This is a genomic window from Roseomonas sp. CECT 9278 (assembly GCF_918698155.1).
Lineage (GTDB): Bacteria > Pseudomonadota > Alphaproteobacteria > Acetobacterales > Acetobacteraceae > Neoroseomonas.
In genome coordinates this window covers 51972-71424 of sequence record NZ_CAKKLX010000005.1, presented here as the reverse complement: position 1 = coordinate 71424, position 19453 = coordinate 51972, and the positions used below count along the sequence as shown (strand labels likewise).

At 70.0% G+C, this 19453-nt stretch carries 18 protein-coding genes and 1 pseudogene; 3 read left to right on the top strand and 16 right to left on the bottom strand.

From position 1 onward, the window contains the following. Positions 1-105 precede the first annotated feature (105 nt). From LQ222_RS04945 to LQ222_RS04880, 13 genes are all read right to left on the bottom strand, one after another. On the bottom strand, positions 106-510 hold the full coding sequence (locus tag LQ222_RS04945) for a hypothetical protein (RefSeq protein WP_230164884.1): 405 nt from the start codon (positions 508-510) through the stop codon (positions 106-108). A 432-nt stretch (positions 511-942) separates the two neighbouring features. Next, a complete protein-coding gene (locus tag LQ222_RS04940; RefSeq protein ID WP_230164883.1) occupies positions 943-3273 on the bottom strand; it encodes a phage/plasmid primase, P4 family in 2331 nt (776 codons plus the stop codon). Positions 3274-3399: 126 nt separating this feature from the next. After that, on the bottom strand, positions 3400-3606 hold the full coding sequence (locus LQ222_RS04935; protein WP_230164882.1) for an excisionase family DNA-binding protein: 207 nt from the start codon (positions 3604-3606) through the stop codon (positions 3400-3402). Positions 3607-3696: 90 nt separating this feature from the next. Further along, the gene (locus LQ222_RS04930) at positions 3697-4377 is read right to left on the bottom strand and encodes a hypothetical protein (protein WP_230164881.1); all 681 of its coding nucleotides are present in this window, start codon (positions 4375-4377) and stop codon (positions 3697-3699) included. Beyond that, positions 4374-5774, bottom strand: a complete 1401-nt coding sequence (locus LQ222_RS04925) for a phage integrase central domain-containing protein (protein ID WP_230164880.1) — start codon at positions 5772-5774, stop codon at positions 4374-4376. The genes LQ222_RS04930 and LQ222_RS04925 overlap by 4 nt, the downstream gene beginning before the upstream one ends. Next, a complete protein-coding gene (locus tag LQ222_RS04920; protein WP_256444003.1) occupies positions 5722-6207 on the bottom strand; it encodes a restriction endonuclease in 486 nt (161 codons plus the stop codon). The genes LQ222_RS04925 and LQ222_RS04920 overlap by 53 nt, the downstream gene beginning before the upstream one ends. A gap of 80 nt (positions 6208-6287) precedes the next feature. Further along, positions 6288-7415, bottom strand: a complete 1128-nt coding sequence (locus LQ222_RS04915; protein WP_230164878.1) for an FAD-binding oxidoreductase — start codon at positions 7413-7415, stop codon at positions 6288-6290. Then, positions 7412-8779 (bottom strand): NAD(P)/FAD-dependent oxidoreductase, encoded by a 1368-nt coding sequence (locus tag LQ222_RS26185; protein WP_256443995.1) that lies wholly within the window; start codon positions 8777-8779, stop codon positions 7412-7414. The genes LQ222_RS04915 and LQ222_RS26185 overlap by 4 nt, the downstream gene beginning before the upstream one ends. Further along, positions 8776-9066: a (2Fe-2S)-binding protein gene (locus tag LQ222_RS04900; RefSeq protein ID WP_230164876.1), complete on the bottom strand. Its 291-nt coding sequence runs from the start codon at positions 9064-9066 to the stop codon at positions 8776-8778. The genes LQ222_RS26185 and LQ222_RS04900 overlap by 4 nt, the downstream gene beginning before the upstream one ends. A gap of 2 nt (positions 9067-9068) precedes the next feature. Next, complete coding sequence (locus LQ222_RS04895) at positions 9069-9866, bottom strand: ABC transporter permease (RefSeq protein ID WP_230164874.1); 798 nt, start codon at positions 9864-9866, stop codon at positions 9069-9071. Beyond that, positions 9863-10717 carry an ABC transporter permease gene (locus LQ222_RS04890; RefSeq protein ID WP_230164873.1) on the bottom strand — a complete coding sequence of 285 codons (855 nt, stop codon included), beginning with the start codon at positions 10715-10717 and terminating at the stop codon, positions 9863-9865. The genes LQ222_RS04895 and LQ222_RS04890 overlap by 4 nt, the downstream gene beginning before the upstream one ends. Next, positions 10714-11706, bottom strand: coding sequence for an ABC transporter ATP-binding protein (locus LQ222_RS04885; protein ID WP_230164872.1), 993 nt, complete (start codon positions 11704-11706; stop codon positions 10714-10716). The genes LQ222_RS04890 and LQ222_RS04885 overlap by 4 nt, the downstream gene beginning before the upstream one ends. Positions 11707-11709: 3 nt before the next feature. Next, positions 11710-12738 (bottom strand): ABC transporter substrate-binding protein, encoded by a 1029-nt coding sequence (locus LQ222_RS04880; RefSeq protein ID WP_230164871.1) that lies wholly within the window; start codon positions 12736-12738, stop codon positions 11710-11712. Positions 12739-12835: 97 nt separating this feature from the next. Between LQ222_RS04880 and LQ222_RS04875 the strand changes: the two genes are divergently transcribed. The 3 genes and pseudogenes from LQ222_RS04875 to LQ222_RS04860 all read left to right on the top strand — a co-directional run bounded on the left by LQ222_RS04875 (position 12836) and on the right by LQ222_RS04860 (position 15904). Then, the gene (locus tag LQ222_RS04875; RefSeq protein WP_308071556.1) at positions 12836-13774 is read left to right on the top strand and encodes a LysR substrate-binding domain-containing protein; all 939 of its coding nucleotides are present in this window, start codon (positions 12836-12838) and stop codon (positions 13772-13774) included. A gap of 554 nt (positions 13775-14328) precedes the next feature. After that, positions 14329-15281 (top strand): annotated as a pseudogene (locus tag LQ222_RS04870) (tripartite tricarboxylate transporter substrate binding protein). An 8-nt stretch (positions 15282-15289) separates the two neighbouring features. After that, the gene (locus LQ222_RS04860) at positions 15290-15904 is read left to right on the top strand and encodes a GAF domain-containing protein (RefSeq protein WP_230164867.1); all 615 of its coding nucleotides are present in this window, start codon (positions 15290-15292) and stop codon (positions 15902-15904) included. A 7-nt stretch (positions 15905-15911) separates the two neighbouring features. Here LQ222_RS04860 and LQ222_RS04855 read toward each other — a convergent pair whose 3' ends face one another. The 3 genes from LQ222_RS04855 to LQ222_RS04845 are packed head-to-tail and all read right to left on the bottom strand — an operon-like array spanning position 15912 to position 19254. Then, complete coding sequence (locus LQ222_RS04855; protein WP_230164866.1) at positions 15912-17273, bottom strand: amidase; 1362 nt, start codon at positions 17271-17273, stop codon at positions 15912-15914. Beyond that, positions 17270-17959 (bottom strand): cyclase family protein, encoded by a 690-nt coding sequence (locus tag LQ222_RS04850; protein WP_230164865.1) that lies wholly within the window; start codon positions 17957-17959, stop codon positions 17270-17272. Before LQ222_RS04850 ends, LQ222_RS04855 begins: the two co-directional genes overlap by 4 nt. 59 nt (positions 17960-18018) lie before the next feature. Further along, complete coding sequence (locus tag LQ222_RS04845; RefSeq protein ID WP_230164864.1) at positions 18019-19254, bottom strand: ROK family transcriptional regulator; 1236 nt, start codon at positions 19252-19254, stop codon at positions 18019-18021. Positions 19255-19453: the final 199 nt, after the last annotated feature.

Below are 19453 nucleotides of genomic sequence, written 5' to 3'. Positions count from 1 at the left end.
CCACGCGCGGCGAAGCGTTGAAAATGTTGACGTTCTGTCGCACTACTGGCGGACGGGACGTCATCCGAACCGCGTAGAATGGGGTGCGGACAGGCCGGGCGCCGGTCATCGCAATAGGGCCTCAAGCTCGGCCTGTTGCTCGGCTGTCAGGCCAGCCGGCGCCGCCGATGCTCCGCCCCTGCCGCAGCGCCGGAAGGCATCGTTAAGCCGCTGCGCAAGGTTGGCGTCGGGTTCCTTGGTCGGTTGCTGCGGCGCCACCTTGGGCGCGTCGAACGGCGCCAGCGCGAGCGCGCAGCGGAGACGTTCGGCGAGGGGCACGGCAGGCGAGCGCATGACGGCGCGCAGTAGCGCGAGGCTATCTGATACCTCGCCGAACTCGACGGCGCCCATCGCGGCGGCAAGGGCTTGTTCACGCGCAACCGTGGTCCGGTTCTTCGATCCTCTCGGCCGTCCAGGGCCACGCCTGCCGGGGATCGGCGGCGGCGGTGTGAAGGGCGGTGCGCCGGTCACGACACGCTGCCTTGCCACGGGCGCCATAGATCAGGCCCGACTGCCATGCGCGCAGACGCGAAGCACCGCTGCCGGGGTGCCGGGCAGCGCGGGATAGGCCGCAGCGCACGTGTCGTGCCGCGGGGCCTACATATGGAGCCAAAACGGATCATGACCCACCATATACGGGTTTGAATAAGTAAAGTCCAGAGACTTCGCGCATCGAGGCTCACAACATTACTTGAGACGTATTGTCCAAACGGCCTAGATATTGGCCGTGCTCATTCGTTCGCGTGCAAACATGATCGCCATCATCCATATTGGACAATCTGTCCAAGCATACAGACGTAGATATTAGACATTTGTCCAATGTGAGGGGTGTGAGGACTTCCTTATAATCGACGCTACACGCGCGAAGCGTCTATAATAGAGACCCCCTCACGGTCCTCACATCTATGCCTTGGACTGGAAAGACGCCGGGATCGGGGGTGTTTCGACCGCCATCCCGTGCAATCTGATTTCGAGGCCCTGATACCCGTATTTCCCGGTCCCGCCCTGCCGCTTCCACGTGAACCCGCGGCCGTCCAGGGCTTGGCTGAACGCCATCGTCGTGCCGGGCGCCACACCGGCCCGCTTGGCCCATTCGGACCACGAACCGAACAGCGTGGACGTGAGCGCATAGCGGTCCGGCGCCACGGCGCAGCATTCCGCCAACCACAGGCCGAGCGTATCCTCCGCCGCGAGGTATGCGTCTGTCGCCTCTCGAACGATGGCAGGCGGCGCAAGCCCGATCCGCTGCCACTCCATGCAGCCCGCGATGGCCCATGCCAGGATGCCGCCCCACTCGGCGCGCAGCCTGTCAGAAAGCCCCTGATCGCGCTCCCCGGCCGGGATGGTCACGGCAAAGGGGATCATGTGCAGCCGCCGCCGCATCGCTTCGTCCACGGCGCGCAATCCGGGCTTGTGGTTGCCGGCGATTACCAGTTTGAACTGTGGTGTGAACTCGAAGAAGTCCTGACGCATGAAGCGCGCGCTGATCGGATCGCCGCCCGTCAGGGCCTTGATGCGGCTTTCCGCCCATCGCCGATCAACCTCGGTTTCCTGTGCAGCTACCAGCCGCGCACCTTGCAGCATCGCCATATCGGTTGGATGCCGATCCGTCGCGCTGGCGGTGAACGTCTCGATAGGGGCAGTTTTGGCGTAGGCGCCGAAGAGATTGGACAGCGTGTTGAGGAACACGCCCTTGCCGTTGCCTCCCGTGCCATACAGGAAGAACAGCGCGTGCTCGCGCGTGCTGCCTGTGAGGGCATATCCCGCCATGCGCGCCAGAAACCCCTGTAGCTCGGCATCGCCGCCCGTGATCCTGTCGAGAAACCGCAACCACGTGGGGCACTCGCCGGCAGGCGCAGCGGCCGTGATCTTCGTCATGCAGGCGGCGGGATCGTGCGGCCCCACATCTCCGGTCCGCAGATCAACGATGCCGGCAGGCGTGTTCAGCAACCACGGGTCCGCATCCCACTGATCGACCGTCGCGGCGTGCTGGCGATCAGCCTGGGCAAACCTCTCGACGGCCGCGACGGTGCTGGACTTCAACAGCGCCGCCGCCTGCCCGCTGTCCCGGCAGTGCTCGGCCTCGGTGCGGCAGATGCGGCGTGCAATGTCGAAGGCGAGTTTCGTATCCTCTCGACGCCAGCACGTGCCATCCCACACCATCCATCTGTTCCAGGCCGCGACGTATCGCAGCCGTTCGCCTTCCTGTTCGGTGAAGCGCCGTGCGAGGGCTTCCTCGGTCGTGGCAGGATTGTGCATCTCGGGCGCCGGAGGCACGGCAGGCGGAGGGGGCGGCGGGTCAACATGGACGCCTGCATACATGACGGTCGGGTGCTTCGATCCGCCGGGGTTCTGCGCGTGCGCAAAGGCATTCTCGACACGCTGTAGAAGATCGTCCGGCATGATCGGCGGGGAGCATCGGTCCGCCCATCCTTCGACCATGAGTTGCCACGTCGTGTGCAGACTGACGCCAAGCTCCCGCACCGCACAGGCTAGCTTGTAAGCGGCATCGCTTTGTGTGCCCTGGACGGCGCCAGGGGTGCGGGTAATTCGCTCGCGCGCTGCCTCGATTGCGCCGGGGGTGTCGGGTTCAACAAGCATCTCGCGGGCGTTCTCTGCGCGCTCCCGCTGCGCTCGCGGCGCAGCCATTGCGGGATCAGCGCCGATCAGGGACGCGACGGCCGCGAGGAAGCCCGTCAGTGCCTCTTCCGACACGGAAGGAAGTGCCGTTGTGGGCAACAGGTCCGGGCCGAGTGGTTCCCATTCCAGCACGGCGCCCGTGGCGTGCCGTCCGAATGTCACGAACTGGTTGCCGTGGCCGAGCACTTCCACCTTGCCGCGCACACCGTCCAGAATGCGCTTGCTCGGCTCGCCTTCGTCGGCTCGATACAGCAGGAGCACGCGCGGGCTGCTCGACCTTGTGCGCGTCAGTGTCCCGCCGAACCGCCGCTCGGCTTCGGCGCGGATCGCGGCGGCTATCGCCGCATCGTCGCAATCAATGTCGATGGCGCGCAGTCCGTCGCACAGGATGCCGGTATTGAGCGCATCGGGCGCGGGCGGCACGACTGCGGCCTCGGGAGGAACCTGTCGCGCGCGTTCCTGCCACGCGCGGCCCACCGGCCGCTTTCCAGGCGAGTTCCCCGGATCGTCAGGATTGCACACGGCGACGGGCCGGAACCCCTGCCGCCAAAGGTTCGCGCGCAGCACGCGCACGGTTTCGATATCGTCGGTCACGGGCAAGGCCCCCTTCATGCAGGGCCAGCCGCGCGTTGAAGCGGGGGCGAGGGCGCGCTATCTCTGTTCCGGAAGAGACTACTGCCTACCTCGCCGGTCCCGTTCGCAGCGGGCCGGCGTTTCTTTTCAGGCAGCGTCGGCGTGCTGCGGCGTCACCAGGGCCTTGACGCTGGCATAGGTGATCAGCGTCCGCCCGGCGACCTTCACCGCGGTCAGCTTGCCTTCCTTGATCAGCTTCCAGACGGTCGTGTTGCCCACGTTCAGGGTTCCGCGCGTCTGCTTCACCGTGAGCGTGAGCGGTTCCTTGAGGGCCGCATATTGGGCGGTGTGCATGGCTACCTCCATGGATGGCCCCGCATCGCGGCGACCGGCTTCGGATGCCGGCGAAGTTCTGCGTGCAAGCCTTCCCGTGGGTAGCGGGGGTTAACGGGAAGGCGCGAACCACGTGGCAAGCGATGCGATCAGCACCTTTGCACGCATCTCGGCGCGTTCGATTGTCGCCGGCTTACCCGGCTCGCCGCGTCCTTCGCCATCCTGACGGCGCGCTTCGGCATCTAGGACCGCATGGGCAGATTGAACGACAAGCCGGCTTGCCTTCCCCTGCTTCACGTCATCGCGCCAGCGCCGCACCAGAGAGGCAGCAATCGCTTCCCCTGTTCGCTTGCCGTCCGGCTGCATGATCCGATGATGCGCGAGTTCGCTGGCGACGAATGCAGCGGCGCGGCCTGCCGCCAATCCTGCATCCTCAAGGATCATCATGGCGGCGGCGGATTGGCCCCGCACGAGCGCAGAAACCGTGTCGGCTGGTCGGTTCTCCACTATAGGCTTCGCTGCGAACAGCGCCGGCTGCGATCCGTGTCGCAGATCGTGCAATGCCTTTACCAGTTCTATCAGGGGAAGATGCGCGCCGACAGCGAACGCGGTTTTGTCACCCTGGACGAAGCGCGCAACAGCGGCCAAGGCGCGGGCCGCGGCGGCAAGCCTGTCGCTGCCTTCCATGTCACGGGCCGCGGCCGTGAGGTTGTCCAGAAGCTCGCCATAGGCGCCGCACAGGGCGCGAACTTCCGCATCCCGTTGTTCACTCGACGCTGCGTCCATCTTCATGCCGCCTGCCGCCGCGTGGTCGCCGTCGCTGCGCTCGGCGCGCCCATGCAATGCGCGGCCCATGCGTCCATGAGTGCGACACGCTGCGCGAGGTAATCAGTGCGCTTGTAGGCAGCCACCACCTTGTCGCGGATCGTATGTGCGAGTGCTGCCTCGGCGGCGGCATCGCTCTTTTCAGTCTCGGCGGCCCAAACGCGGAAGCTGCTGCGCATCCCATGCACAGTAATCGCTTCATCGGTGTTCGGATCACGCCAGCGCGGCGGTTCGCCTTCCTTCAAGCCGTCGCTGCACATGCCGCGGGCCAGCATGGACAGAGACATATCCGAGAGCGCCGCGCTTTCGCGCTTGCCAGGGAATACGAGGGCCTTCGGATCGTCGCTGATCTTCCGCATTTCGTCCAAGAGCACGAGCGCGGCGGCGGACAGCGCGACACGATGCGTCTTCTTCGCCTTCATGCGATCCGCCGGCACATGCCACACCACGCAATCGCGGCCGAGTTCGTCCACGTGGATCGTGCGCACTTCGGACCAGCGCATACCGCGCACTTCCCCGGATCGCGCTGCGGTCAGGATCGCGAAGAGCACCGCTTGTGCAGATACCCCTTCGCGCTGGCGCAGCGCATGGACGAAGGCCGGCATCTGTTGCCATGGCAGCGACGGGAAGTGCCCTGCCGCCTTCCCGTTCCGCGCTGCGGTCATGCCGAGCGCCTTTAGATGCTTCCATGCAGCGGGGTTGTCACCTAGGCGCCACTTCTTGGCCCGCGCCACATCGAGCACGTTTTCCATTCGGCCGCGGACGCGCGAGGCAGTCTCGGGGATGGTGTGCCAGATGGGATCGAGGATGCGGCGAACGTCTTCATCGGTGATGTCCGCCACGTCCTTCGCGCCGATCACCGGGTAAGCGTAGGTTTCGAGTGTCGTTGCCCATTGCGCGCCGTGCTTGCTTTCCTCGCCGCCCTTCCAGCCCTTCGCCTTCGTTGCGAGGAACGCTTCCGCGACGGCACGGAAGGTGTGATCCTCCGGCGCAGCGGACGTGTCCGGCGCGGGGGTGTCCTTCGCGGCGCGCTCGGCTTTCCGGGCGTCCACAGGATCAGGCGCGGCCCTGTCCTTGGCCCGTTCGCGTTCAACCGCCGCCGCTGCACGCGCTGCCCCGAGCGTCAGGACTTGGCGTGTGCCGATTGCCTTACCGCCGGCATTCGGATCAGCGCCGGCTTTCGCCTTCGCCTTGCCGCCACGGTCGGCAATGCCGAGCACCAGATCGCGCCGCTTTCCGTCGCGCTGGTATCGCAGCGTCCAATAGGCCCGGCCGCTGTCCTTCACGTCGAGTATCAGCCCGCCCCCGTCGCTATGCCTGCCGGGCTTGGCGTGCTCGACGTCCTTCGCTGTCAGATTGCCCATGAAAACCCTCCGCCATACTCGTTCGTCCCCACAGTCGTCCCCACAAATGGGGTTGGCTTGTGGCGAACCATGGCGGAGAGTCTCGAACGGCCGGCGGGCAAAAGGCAAGGAAAACCTTGCGTATAGCGAAGCTGCGCGTGTGGGGACGAACGTGACTTCTAAAGACACCCTGTCCGCCAGTTCCCATACGAGCCGCGCTCTCCGCCTGACCGGACGCCCCGCTGAGTGGCAGGTTTCCTGGCGCTTTTGCGACAGACCTGTTGACTGGCCGGATGCGGAGACGGCCGCAAATCGCTCTCCAGCGCCCGATGGTGCTGCCAGGCGCGTGCCGCTTGGCCGGGACATAGACCCGATCGAGGCCGAGGACGTCCTCATTGATCACGCCATCGACGCCGCCGTCACCGGACCTTCCGAGTTGCTCGGCAGCATTCAGACGTGATCCGCCTTAGCCCATGGCCACCAAACCGGCAGCAGGCCACGCGCTAAGCGCGCCGGTCGCGTTCGCCGACATTGTCACCCATCGGCTGCGGCGCCGCTGAAGCGCGCCAGCGCGAAGGGCGCGATCGGCAGGTTGCTGCCGCGTCCGGTCAGGCTGTCGGCCATGATCTGCCCGATGATCGGCCCCAGTTGGAACCCGTGCGCGGAAAACCCGGCGGCATGGAATACGCCCTCCTGCGAGCCTGGCCCGATGATGGGGATGCGGTCCGGGGTGAAGCCCTCGATGCCCGACCAGAAGCGGACGATGCTGGCCTGTGCCATCGGCGGGATCACCGCCGCCGCATCGCGCATGGCCGTGGCAAGGCCGCCGAGGTCGAGCGTGCTCTCGTTGGTGTCGCGCAGCACCGGGCTGCGCCGCCCGCCACCCATCACCACGGTGCCGTTGGCGAATTGCTTGGCCGAGAGCGAACGACCGGCGAAACCCACCACCGGCCCGAGGAAGCGCGGCATCCGTGCCGAGACCATCTGCATCGAGCCATTCGCCTCGATCGGCAGCGCATCGCCCAGCATCGTGCCCACCTGGTCCGCCCAGGCACCGGCGCAGTTCAGGACCATCGGCGCCTCGAGGCGGCGGCCGTCGCCCAGCGTGATACGCCAGCAACCCGCCGCCCGCCGCATGCCGATGACCGCCACGCCCTCCATGATGCGCGCCCCGAGCGCCTCCGCACGCAGCCGGAATGCGCGCGTCGTGCGGTAGGGCTCGGCATGGCCATCGGTCGGCACATGAATGGCGCCCAGGCAATGCGGCGCCAGGGCCGGCGCCAATTCGCGCAGGGCTGCGGCATCGACCAGCGTCTCATGCTGGTAGCCCGCTTCATGGAGGGCCTGCACGCGCGCGCGCAGGGCGTGCAGTTCGGCCGGCGTCTCGGCCACGCGCAACTGTCCGGTGACCTGGAAACCGAGGTCGTCCTCCAGCAGCGCCGGCAACTCTTCCCACAGGCGGCGTGACGCCAGCGCCAGGGGCACTTCCGCCATATGCCGGCCCAGCGTGCGAACGCCGCCCGCATTCACGCCCGAGGCGTGCCGGCCGACATAGTCCTTCTCCAGCACCGCGGCGCGCACACCCATCCGCGCCAGGAAGAAAGCGGTGGCGCAGCCCTGGATGCCGCCGCCCACGATTGCGACATCCGCCGTCGTGCTCATGATGGCCAGGCCATCAGCGTACTCGCCCGCACCGGCTTCAATGGCAGCCGCCGGCGAAGCGGCACGATGTCGTCAGGCCCGACCGCCGCGACCTGCGCCATCACCGCCGCCAGCGCGGCGCCGCAGCCGCGCCCCTGGCACCGGCCCATGCCGCAGCGCGTCAGGCTCTTCAGCGCATTCGCATCCTTGGGCGGGTGCGGCTGTGCGTGCAGTGCGGCGCGCAATTCCGCCAGCCTGACCTCCTCGCAGCGGCACAACAGCGTCTCGTCGGGCGGTGCCTCGGCGATGGGTGCGAACCATGCATTCAGGAAGGGACGCGCGGCCATCGCTGCGCGCAACTGCCGGCGCAGCCGGTGCGTCGGCTCCGCCGGCGGGTCGCCCCGCCCCAGCCGCGCGGCCACCGCGAGGCCAGCCAGCCGGCCGCGTGGCACCGCAGCATCGGCACCACCAATGCCCGCCGCGTCGCCCGCGACGAACACGCCGGGCAGCGGGCTCGCGCCCCATTCATCCACCTGCGGTCGCCAGGCCTGATCACCGGAGTCCCATTGCATCGGGCAGCCCAACAGCTCCGCCAGGCCGGTCTGCGGCACGACCCCCTGATTCACGAAGAGGTGCGACGCCGGCAGCGATCGCGCCCCGCCGCCATGGCGAAACCGCACCCATTCCAACCGCCCGTTGCCCTCGGCGCGCAGGTCGCTGACGCCTCGCAGCCACGGCACGCGGCGCCGCGACGCCGCCGCCAGCAGACCCAGGCCCTCGGCCAGCAACGGCGCGCCACCGGCCAGCAATGCCCTGCCCAAATGCCGCAGGCTGGCGCGCCAACGGCCCGACGGCGCCGTGTCCAGCAGCGCCGCGGGGCGGAACCCGGCGCGCAGGTACTGTGCGGCCAGCAGGTGGAGCAGCGGGCCACTCCCGGCCAGCACCGCGCCATCCGCGCCGAGGCCCGCCTGCTTCAGGGTCGCCTGCGCCGCGCCGGCGCCCATTACGCCGGGCAAGGTCCAGCCAGGAAACGGCCATGGTCGTTCATAGGCGCCACAGGCCAGCACGATCGCGCCGGCCGATGCCTGGCCGTGGCCTTCCGGCGTCTCCCAGCCGATCCGGAAGTCGGCGGTAGCGGCCCAGACGGAAGCGCCGTGCACGAAATGCGCCCCGGCCGCCTCGGCTTCGTCGCGCAGGGCGCGCGCCGGCGCGGCCTTCGCCGCAAGCCATGGCAAAGGGCTGGACAGCGCCGCCCGGTGCACCTGGCCGCCAGGCCCGGGCTGCTCGTCCAGCACCAGCACATCGAGGCCGCGGTTCGCGGCGCTCGCCGCCGCCGCCAGCCCCGCCGGCCCGGCGCCGATGACGATGACATCGTGCCGTCTCATGCCGGTCCCGCCTGCCGTTCGATGCGCATGCCGGGCGCGAGGCGGCGCAGGCAGCCCTGGCTGTCAGGCACGCCATCGATCGTCACGAGGCAGTCGAAGCAGCTGCCCATCATGCAGAAGGGCGCGCGCGCCGCGCCGGAGACGGCGCTGCGCCGGTACGGTGTGACGCCCGCCGCGAGCAGCAGGTCGGCGACGGTCCAGGTGGCGCGCGCCTGGCATGGGGCGCCGTCCAGCGTGACTTCGATCATCGGCTGGGCATCGGCGCCGGCGGCAAGCCTGAAGGCCATCCCTAGCGCCCCTTGCCGGCGAGCAGCCGGTCGAGCCCATAGAGCCGGTCCAGCAGCGCCATCAGCACCAGCGCGCCGATGATGAGAAGGCTCGATGCCGCCGTGACCAGCGGGTCGATCGTCTCCTCGATGTGCAGATACAGCCGCACCGGCAGGGTGGTCGTGCCAGGGTCAGCCAGGAAGACGGTCATCGTCAGCTCATCGAAGGAATGCAGGAAGGCGAGCAGCCAGCCGCTGGCGATGCCCGGCATGAGTAGCGGCAGGGTCACGCGCCGGAACACCTGCAGCGGTTGGGCGCCCAGCGACACCGCCGCCTGCCCCAGCCGCGGATCGACGCCATACGCGGCCGCGAGGACGAGTTGCAGCGCGTAGGGCAGGATGATCAGCACATGCGCCACCAGAAGCGCGACGAATGTTCCGTTGATGCCGGCGCCGCTGAAGAAGCGCAGGAAGGCGACGCCCAGCACGACATGCGGCACCAGCAGCGGCGAGAGCAGGAATGCGCGCACCGGCTCGGCGCCGCGCGCCGGATGCCGCGCGATGGCCATCGCCGCCGGCACGCTGAGCACCACCGCCAGCGTTGCTGAGGCCAGGCCCAGCCACAGGCTGGTCCGGAAGGCGCGGATGAAGTCGGCATTCTCCGCCAGCGCATGGTACCAGCGCAGCGATGGCGGCCAGGATGGCAGCGAGAGAAACGCCCGGTCGGTGAAGGAAACCACGCAGACCAGCACAAGCGGCGCAAGCATGAAGCCGATGAACACCGCGTGGAACAGGAGCGCGACGGGGCCGTTGCGGATCATCGGAAGCTCTCCGCGAAGCGGCGTTTGACCAGGCGGTCGTAGGCCAGCAGGATGCCGAGATTGCCGACCAGCAGGATGACGGCGATGGCGGCCCCGAGCGGCCAGTTCAGCGTCGCGAGGAATTCATCCTGCGCGGCCGTGGCCGCCACCTTCAGGCGGCGACCGCCGATGATTGCGGGCGTGGCGAAGGCCGTCGCCGCGAGCGAGAACACGACAACCGAGCCCGAGGCGATGCCCGGCACGATCCGCGGCAGCAGGATGCGCCGAAAGATCGTGAAGCCGCCCGCGCCGAGCGAGGCTGCGGCGTGTTCCGCCTGCGCGTCGCCGCGTTGCAGCGCGGCCCAGACCGCGACCACCATGAACGGCACCAGCACATGCACCAGCGCGATGGTCACGCCGGCGCTGGTGTACATCAGCGAGACCGGTTCGCGGCTCCAGCCCAGGGCGACGCCGGCGGCGCCGAGCACGCCCTGCGGGCCGAACACCAGCGCCCAGCCCAGCGTGCGCACCACCACCGCAATGAGCAGCGGGCCCAGGATCACCAGCAGGAACAGTCCGCGCCAGGGCGCGCGCATCCGGTGCAGGATGATCGCCTCCGGCACCCCCAGCAGCAGGCACGCGATCGTCGTCACGAGCGCGAGCGCGAGGGTCCGCACGAAGATCTCGAGAAAGTAGGAGTCGCTCAGGACCTCGGCATAGTTGTGCAGGCCGAGCGGTGCGCCGGCGCCGGTCGCGGGGTCCGCCGTCTGCAGGCTGAGCAGCGCGGTCAGCCCGAGCGGCACCAGCAGCACCAGCGCATAGAAGGTCAGTGCCGGGCCGCTGAGCAACCAGAACCGCCACGTCGTGGTCATGCCGCGAGCGGCCGCAGATCGGCGGCGTCGAAAGCGATGCCGACCGCCTGGCCTTCGCTCGCGCCGCCGCTGCCCGCGCCCTGCACGCAGAACAGCGCACCCAACGGCGTGTCGAGTTCGTACAGCGTCTGGCTGCCCTGGAAGACACGCGTGCTCACCCGCCCGGCGAGCTGCCCTTCACCGGGCGCGGTGATGCGAAGCCGCTCCGGCCGCAACGACCAGCGCGGCGCCGTGCCGGCCGGCGCGATGCCGCGCAGCATCGCCGCGTCCAGCAGGTTGGTGCGGCCGAGGAAGCCGGCGACAAAGGCGGTGGCGGGTTGGTCATAGACCGCCTCGGGCGGTCCGACCTGCTCGATCACCCCGGCATTCATGATGGCGATGCGGTCGGCAAGGGCCATCGCTTCGCCCTGGTCGTGGGTGACCATGATGGCCGTGATGCCGGCGTCCCGATGGATGCGCCGCAACTCGAGCTGCATCTCGTCGCGCAGCTTGGCGTCGAGGTTGGACAGCGGTTCATCCAGCAACAGCGCCTGCGGGCGGATCACCAGCGCGCGGGCCAGGGCCACCCGCTGCTGCTGCCCGCCTGAAAGCTGGCGCGGATAGCGCTGCTCCATGCCGGACAGGCGAACCATGGCCAGGGCATCGGCGACGCGCGAAGCGGCTTCAGCGCGCGGCACGCGGCGCATCGCCAGTCCGAAGGCGACGTTCTCCGCCACGCTCATGTGCGGGAACAGGGCATAGGACTGGAACACGACGCCAAGGCCGCGGCGCGCCGGGGGCACCTGCGAGACGTCACGCCCGGCCAGCCGAACCGTGCCCAGGGTCGGTTCCACGAAGCCCGCGACCATCTGCAGGGTGGTGGTCTTGCCGCAGCCGCTCGGGCCGAGCAGGCAAAGAAACTCGCCTTCGGCGACCAGCAGGTTCACCCGGTCCACCACGAGTTGCGCGCCATAGCGGCGCGTGAGGTTCTCCAGCGCGACCTCAGGCATGGGTCAGCGCTCCACCGTGCGCGTCCAGCGCCGGGTCCATTCTGCGCGCGCCGCGTTGATGGCGGCCCAGTCCGGCGCGATCAGCCGCTGCACCGCCTCGGGGCCATAGATGACCTGCCCGGCGATCGGCGGCGTGAGGGTCGTGGCGCGGTTGGTGGGGCCCCAGCCGGCTTCCGCCGCCAGGATGGCCTGCGATGCCGGCGAGAGCAGGTGTCGGATCAGCGCCTGCGCCAGGTCCGGCACGTCGCTGCCGCTGACAGGGCAGAGCGCGGTCTGCAGGGCGACCGCGCCCTCGGCCGGCACGACGAAGGCGATGGGGAAGCCGGCGCCGGCCAAGGCGTGCACGCGCCCGTTGCCCCAGACGCCGATGCTGACCGCGCCAGTCTGGAACAGTTCGGAGATCTTGGCCGACGACGTCTCGAAGGACAGCACATTGGGCGCGACCGTGCGCGTCATCGCGGTGAAGCCGGGCTCGATACGCCCCTCGTCGCCGCCGGCCGCGCGCGCCAGCATCAGCAGCGTGTGCAGCCCGTAGGTGTTGGTGATCGATGGCACCAGCAGGCGCCGGCGGAAGCGTGCATCGCCCAGGTCGTTCCAGGATGTGGGCGCAGGCCAGCCTTCGCGCGCGAAGACCTGCGTGTTGTAGGCGATGCCGGTCGACACCAGGCCCAGCCCGACAGCGCGGCCCCCGGCGAGGCGGGCGAGCGGATAGAGGCTGTCGCGTTCGATCGATGGCTCGACATCCGTGCACAGGCCAAGCGCCGCAGCCTGTTCCATCGGTCCGTCATCGAGCAGCGCGACATCGATCTCGGGATTGCCGCGCTGCGCCTGCAACCGCGCGAGGTTCGCGGCCGAGGCACCGGCGACATAGCGGATCTCCACGCCATGGGCGCGCTCGAAGGACGGCAGGATGCGCTGGCGCAGGGTGCCTTCGGTGCTGCCGCCATAGCCTGCGAAATACAGGATGCGCTGTTGCGCCTGGGCCTGGCCGGCGATCAGGACCGTGAGAAGGAGCGCTGCAAGGGTCTTCATCGATGCCTCTCGTCAGGAGGCCCGAGGAAAGCAGACGCGAATGCATAAAAAAACTATCATCAATTGTGCCTATCATACGAAATTTCTATATTAAGGCATGGCCGGCACCCTCACGCACCGCATGGTGGAAGCCTTCCGCGCGGTGATCCTGACCGGCAGCATTTCCCGCGCCGCGGCGATGCTGAACGTGGCGCAGCCCTCGGTGAGCCGGCTGGTGGCGGAGATGGAAGGCCGGCTCGGCATCGCCCTGTTCGAGCGGCGCGGCCCCCGATTGACCGCGAGGCCCGAGGCCTTGGAGTTGTTCGGCGAGGTCGAGCGCTCCTTCCGCGGCCTCGATGAGGTGGTACGCCGAGCGCGGCAGATCGCGGCGAGCCAGGCCGGCGCCGTGACCATCGCGGCGATCCCGGCATTGGGCCTCACATTGCTGCCGGATGCCCTCGCAGGGCTGGCCGCGGCGAAGGGTGCGCCCGTCCTGCGCCTGCAGATCGGCGCCTCGCAGCATGTCCTTGGACAGTTGCTGGAGCGGCAATGCGACATTGCGATCGCGATGATCCCTGCCGCCATGGCGGTCGGCCGGGAGGTCGCACGGTTTGAGGCAGTCTGCGAATTGCTGCTGCCGGCGGGACATCCCTGGGCAGGACGCGCGAGGCCGGTGCAGGCTGCGGAGTGCGAGGCGGTTCCGTTCATCGCCCTCGGCGCGGGGTCAATGACGCGGCTGGGAACGGATCGCACCTTCGCCGATGCGGGCGTGGAACCGCGGCTGGTGGCGGAGACCCAGCAATCGCTCTCCGCGTCGCAGCTGGTGCTGCGCGGGCTTGGCGTGGCGGTGGCGGACCCCATGACCGCCAGCGCGCATCGTCGGGCAGGGGGCGCCACGATCGGCTTCGAGCCAGGCCTGCCCTTCGCCTTCGCCGTCTATGCGGCCGCACATGACAATGCCTGGCGATGGGCCAAGCGGATAAGTGCGGCGATCAGCGCCGCGATGCCGGCGCACGCCGCTGCCGAGGCCGCGAGCAGCAGCTGGCGGCGACGATGATGGGGACGATGTTCTCCGGTCGCGCCGGACGTCGCGCAGGTGGATGACCGCGGGGCCTGGTGCCTGTCCCGTTCCCGCACCGAGCAGGCTGCCGCCTGGCAGACCCCGAGAAAGCCCGCGACGGTTTGAATCCGGCAGCACTCCCGCCGCCAGTTCCCATGCGAACCGCACTCTCCGCCTGACTGACCGCCGCGCTGAGTGGCAGGGTTCCTGGGGTTTTCGGGGCGGACCTGTTGACTGGCCGGACGCGAAGAAGGCGAACCATCGTTCTCCAGCGGCGGTATTCGCCGGAGCTCCTGGCCTGGGCGTTTTCCTACGGATAACGAAGGCCTCAGGTACAAGGCGGTGGTTCACCGCGGCCGTCGCTCGCCTTGGCGCGACACTCCCCATTGCCCGAAGTCCGTACTGGGCAACGGAGCACCGCGGTGCGGGGATGCTGGCAGGCCGCGCCCGAGGCCGCCCCTTTCCAACCGCGCGCCGCGCTCGTATGGTTGCTTACAGGCGGAATTTAAATCCGCCGACGCCACGGCACGGTTGAACGCAAGGGGGTCCAGATGCTCATCCGCACCGTCATCGCCTGCCTGTTCGCGCTCGCGGCCTTGCCCGCAGCCGCGCAGACCTTCCCGGATCGTCCCATCCGCATCATCGTCCCGGTCAATCCTGGCGGCGGCACCGACATCTTCGCGCGAAAGCTGGTCGAGCTCATCGGCTCGTCGCTCGGCCAGCCGATCATCGTCGAGAACCGCCCCGGCGGCAGCGGCACGATCGGCACGCAGTTCGTCATCGATTCCAGGCCTGACGGCCATACGCTCGGCTTCGTCTGGAACACCCCGCTGACCGCGGCGCCGCACACGCTGGGCGCGCGCTACCGGCTCGACAGCTACACGCCGGTGCTGCGCGTGGGCTATTCGCCCTTCGCGATCTGCGCCCGCCCGGATTTCCCGGCCTCGAACCTGACCGAGATGGTGGAGCGCATTCGCGCCAATCCCGGCCAATACACCTGGGGCAACGAGGGCATGGGCGGCGTCATGCATCTCGGCGTCCAGCGCGTCTGGCAGCGGCTCGGGCTCGACCTGACCGCGGTGCCGTTCCAGGGCGCGGGGCAGACGCTGCCCGCCTTCCTCGGCGGCCACATCACCTTCTATGGCGGGTCGCTGACCGGCGCGGTGCCGGCGCTGCGCGGCGACCGCGCCAAGTGCCTGATGCTCACCACGGCCGAGGGTTCCCCGAGGCGCCCGGCAGCCAGGGCCTCGGCGCGATCGGCCTGGCCGACATGGCGATCACCATCTGGTGGGGCCTGATCGCGCCGCGTGGCCTGCCGGCCGATCGGCTCGACCGCCTGACGACGGCCTTCACCGAGGCGGCGCAGCACCCTGCCTTCGCGACACTCATGCGCGAACAGGCCGCGGTCATGCAGATCGAGACCGGCGAGGCCTTCGCGCGCTCCATCCGTGCCGAGTACGAGGCGCTCGGCGCCGTCGCCCGGCAGCTCAACCTCCTGCAATAGGGCGCCGCATGCGCGACACGCTCGAACTCTCCCACGATGCGATGCTGGCACTGACCCGCGTCGCGGCCGAGGCGGCCGCCGCCGCGGGACCGGAGGACGCGCTGTGGTGCGTCACCCGCACGCTGCCCGCCTTGCTCGGCGACCGCGCGGCGGCGCTGGCGCCGGGGGCCTTTCGCGACGATCCGCCGCCGGCGGTGACCAGCGCCTGCGCCGTCTTCCTGCGCATGCCGGACGGACGGCACCATCTGATCGGCGCGCCGGTCAATTTCCCCGCCGCGCAGCACCATGAGCTGGTGGACATCGCGCTCGGCCATCCCGGCCATGTCGCGGCGACGCGCCGGGCGATGGTGCTGCACGACACCACGCTGCATGCGAGTTTCGTGAAGATCCTGCAGGCCTTCCGTGCCGGTTCGTCGATGTTCACGCCGATGCTGTGGCGCGACGACTACCTCGGCGTGATCATCTGCGCGAATGCGGCGCGCGGGACCTTCGGGGAGCGCGACCTGGCCGTGCAGACGGCCTTCGCCGGCCTGGCGTCCGCGCTGTTCGTCGCGCATGGCGGGCCGGCCTGGCTCGCCGCGATCGACACCGCCGCCCTGCCGGTGCGCCGCACCGGCAACTGACCCGCGGTCAGAGCGGCGCGAGAGGCTGCCAGGGCCGCGCCCCTTCATAGGCTTCGGCCAGGTCCAGCAGCAGCTCCTCCCGGAACGGACCGGCCACCAGCTGCAGGCCGGTCGGCAGCCCGCCGACCGGCGCCGAGGGCACCACCGCCGCCGGCAGCGCCGCGAGATTGATCACCGTCGAATACAGCGCGGCCGCCCGCGGCCCGACGGCGACACCATCGACCATCGCCGGTCCCGGTCGGTCGCGCGGCCACGGCAGCACGGCGGCCGAGGGCGTCGCCAGCACATCCACCCCGGCGATCCAGTCGCGCAGCTCCGCGCGCAGCACGCCGATGCGGTCCAGCGCGCGCAGATAGTCGGGCGCGGTCATCGCCAGGCCGGTTTCCGCCTGCGCCCGGATGGCGGGCGTGACCAGTGCCTCCCAGCCCGCCTGGCCGGCGACGACGCGCGCCACGCCGACCGCGGCGATGGTGGCGAACAGCGCACCGACCTCCTCCGGATCCCACGGCGCCGGGACCTCCGTCACTGCGTGGCCGAGGCCGCGCAGCACGCCGAGCGCGTCCTCGAAGGCGGCGCGCACGCCGGGATCGACCGGCGCATCGCCGCAGCGGCTCACGGCAAGGATGGTCAGGCGGGCGGGGGTGGCGGGCGCCGTGTGCGCCTCCCCGATCAGGTCGAATGCCGCGCGAAGGTCCCGCACGCTGCGCGCGATCGGCCCGATGACCTGGAAGTCGGTGGCCAGTGCCGGGAAGCCCCAGCGCCGCGGCACACGCCCCGGCGTCGCCTTCAGCGTCGCGACGCCGGCATGCCCGGCCGGGCGGCGCAGCGACCCGCCGGCATCCGTCGCGATCGCCACCGGACCCATGCCGGCGGCCACCGCCGCGACGGCGCCGCCGCTCGATCCGCCAGGCTGGCGGTTCGGCGCCCAGGGATTGCCCGTCGATCCGAAGACCGCATTGTCGGTGAAGCCGGACAGCGCGAGTTCGGGCGTGTTGGTCTTGCCGATGATCACGGCGCCACAGGCGCGCAGCCGCGCCACCGGAATGTCGTCACGCGGCGCGACATGGTCGGCGAACAGCCGGCTGCCCCAGGTGGCGCGCAAGCCGCCGACATACAGGTTGTCCTTCACGGTGATCGGCACGCCATCGAAGAGCCCGAGCGGCGCGCCGGTGCGGTGGCGCGCCGCGCTCGCCTCGGCCGCCTGGCGCGCGCCGGCGATGTCGAAGGTCACGATCGCGTTGAGCACCGGGTTCGTCGCCTCCGCCCGCGCCAGGCAGGAGTCCAGCGCCGCGACGGGGTCGAGCGTGCGGCCGCGGAAGGCGGCGGCGAGGGCCGTCGCATCCAGCGCCCAGGCGGGTGGCGTGCTCACGGGAACCAGGCCACGGCGCGCACCGGGCTGCCGGTGCCGGCGCGGATGCGCAGCGGGAAGGCGATGAAGCGGAAGCGCCCGCGGCCCACCACCTTGTCGAGGTTCACCACGCCTTCGTAATGCGTGAAGCCGAGGTCGCGGCAGACGTGATGGACCTCGAAGTTGTTGCGCCCCGGCCGGCCGGGGCTGACGGATTCCACGGTGAAGGCGGTGATGCCCTTCCGGCCGAGCCAGGTCGCGCTGTCCTTGGTCAGCCCCGGGAAGTCGGTGATGTAGCCGTCCGTGCCGGCGGCGCGCTGGTAGAAGCCGGTGTAGAGCAGCACCGTGTCCTTCGGCTGGATCGCGACGCCCGCCTTGCGCTCCGCTTCCTCGAGATGCGCGATGGTGATGTCGGTGCGGTCGGGCACATGCGTGAGGTCGAGGCACATCGCCTCGGTGAAGAAGGTCTCGAGCGGCAGTTCCTCGATGGTCTTCGCGCCGGGCCGGTCGTCGAAATGCACCGGCGCATCGACATGCGTGCCGCCGTGGTCGCCCATGTGCAGCACCATGGTCGCCGAGGAGAATTCGTAGCCGTCGGCCACGCGCTTCTCGTCATGCGTGCTGAAGGGATAGACCTCGATGGTCGGGTGGTTCACCAGCCGCTGCATCTTGTGGTGGATCTCGCGGCTCAGGTCGATCAGTTCCAAGGCAACCTCCGGGCGGGCTCAGGTATGGTTGCAAACGGTAAGCAATTACCGGCACCGCATCAAGCCACCGGCGCCAGGCTGGGCAGCAGGGGCCGGTTCAGCGCGAATTCCTCGATCGCCAGCAGCTCGGTCGCCCGCAGGTAGTCGATGGCGGAAACGCGCAGCGCAGGCGGCAGCGACCCGATGCGCGCATGGGCTGCGGCAAGCCCCCGGCCGACCCCGGCGACGAAGGGCTCGGCCGCGGCCAGCGGACCGCCCAGCAGGACACGGCGCGGCGCGATCGATGCCCCGATGTCGAGCAGCCTTTCCCCCAGCAGCCTGCCCGCCTCGGCCATGACGCGGGCGGCCTCGTTCCCGCCGGCGTTGGACCGATGCACCGCGTCGCGCAGGGCGTCCGGGCGCATCTCCGCCCAGCCCTGGCGGGGTGCCTCGGGGGCGATGGCGTCGAGGCGGCGGAGGATGCCGTACCCGCCCGCCTCGGCCATCAGGCAGCCCTGCGCGCCACAGACGCAGCGCGCCCGCCCGCCCGGCACCGGGACATGCCCCGCGACGCGTTCGTCGCCGCCCGTGCGGATGAGCTGCCCGTCCAGCATGACACTGACGCCCAGGCCGAAGGCCACGTGCACGACCAGGCTCGGCCCCGCCATCGCCGCGCTGCCCTCCCGCATCGCGCGATGCGCCTCCGCGAGGCCGAAGGTATTGCCGATCGTCTCCACGATGGCCGGCAGGCGCAGCCGCCCCGACAGCTCCCCGGCCACGTCCTGGCCCTCCAGCACCGCGAGCGAGGAGGCCGTCACGCGGCCCGAGGCCTGGTCCACCGCCCCCGCGGTGGCGACCGCCAGGCCCAGGATTCGCTGCCGCGGCAATCGCGACTTGCCCAGCAGGTGGCGGGCGCCGGCGACCACCTTGTCGACCAGGGTGCCGTAGTGGTCCGGCAATGCGGGCGGCAGCGCGGCCTCGGCACGGCGGCGCCCGGTGAGGTCGACGATCGACACGCGGCGGTCGGAGATCGTCAGGCTCACTGCCAGGAAAAGCGCGCCGTTGCCGTTCGCCTCCAGCTGGACCTGGCGGCGGCCGCGCTGGCCGGGTTCGGCGCGGACCTCCTCGCCCTCGCGCACCAGGCCGGCGTCGATCAGGTCGCGGGTGATCCGCGACACCGCCGCTTCCGTGAGGCCGACGCGGATCGCGATCTCCGACCGCGACAGACCCTGCGACGACAGGATCTGGCGCATGACCAGGGCTGAGTTGTGCTCGCGCAGGGCGGCCACGCCCGCGCCAAGGGATCGGAGGTCCATGCGCGGAGTGTAGGGGAGATGGGGCGCGTGCTGCCACTCGCGCCCGGCGCGCGCCCGCGATGGCGGCGGTGGCGAGCCGCGGCACCCCCGCGCACCGATACGCGCCCGTGCCCGCGCCCGCCCGGCGCGACGGCCGCGGCGCATGGTCGAACCCGCGCCCTCCCGCTAGTCTCGCGGTCGGACAATCGTGCCGGCCGGT

What these genes read in the sequence shown, in the direction of transcription:
- LQ222_RS04935 (WP_230164882.1), bottom strand. Translation starts at nt 3,606, where the DNA reads ATGCACACCGCCCAATATGCGGCCCTCAAGGAACCGCTCACGCTCACG.
- LQ222_RS04930 (WP_230164881.1), bottom strand. Translation starts at nt 4,377, where the DNA reads ATGAAGATGGACGCAGCGTCGAGTGAACAACGGGATGCGGAAGTTCGC.
- LQ222_RS04925 (WP_230164880.1), bottom strand. Translation starts at nt 5,774, where the DNA reads ATGGGCAATCTGACAGCGAAGGACGTCGAGCACGCCAAGCCCGGCAGG.
- LQ222_RS04915 (WP_230164878.1), bottom strand. Translation starts at nt 7,415, where the DNA reads ATGAGCACGACGGCGGATGTCGCAATCGTGGGCGGCGGCATCCAGGGC.
- LQ222_RS26185 (WP_256443995.1), bottom strand. Translation starts at nt 8,779, where the DNA reads ATGAGACGGCACGATGTCATCGTCATCGGCGCCGGGCCGGCGGGGCTG.
- LQ222_RS04900 (WP_230164876.1), bottom strand. Translation starts at nt 9,066, where the DNA reads ATGGCCTTCAGGCTTGCCGCCGGCGCCGATGCCCAGCCGATGATCGAA.
- LQ222_RS04895 (WP_230164874.1), bottom strand. Translation starts at nt 9,866, where the DNA reads ATGATCCGCAACGGCCCCGTCGCGCTCCTGTTCCACGCGGTGTTCATC.
- LQ222_RS04890 (WP_230164873.1), bottom strand. Translation starts at nt 10,717, where the DNA reads ATGACCACGACGTGGCGGTTCTGGTTGCTCAGCGGCCCGGCACTGACC.
- LQ222_RS04885 (WP_230164872.1), bottom strand. Translation starts at nt 11,706, where the DNA reads ATGCCTGAGGTCGCGCTGGAGAACCTCACGCGCCGCTATGGCGCGCAA.
- LQ222_RS04880 (WP_230164871.1), bottom strand. Translation starts at nt 12,738, where the DNA reads ATGAAGACCCTTGCAGCGCTCCTTCTCACGGTCCTGATCGCCGGCCAG.
- LQ222_RS04875 (WP_308071556.1), top strand. Translation starts at nt 12,836, where the DNA reads ATGGCCGGCACCCTCACGCACCGCATGGTGGAAGCCTTCCGCGCGGTG.
- LQ222_RS04860 (WP_230164867.1), top strand. Translation starts at nt 15,290, where the DNA reads ATGCGCGACACGCTCGAACTCTCCCACGATGCGATGCTGGCACTGACC.
- LQ222_RS04845 (WP_230164864.1), bottom strand. Translation starts at nt 19,254, where the DNA reads ATGGACCTCCGATCCCTTGGCGCGGGCGTGGCCGCCCTGCGCGAGCAC.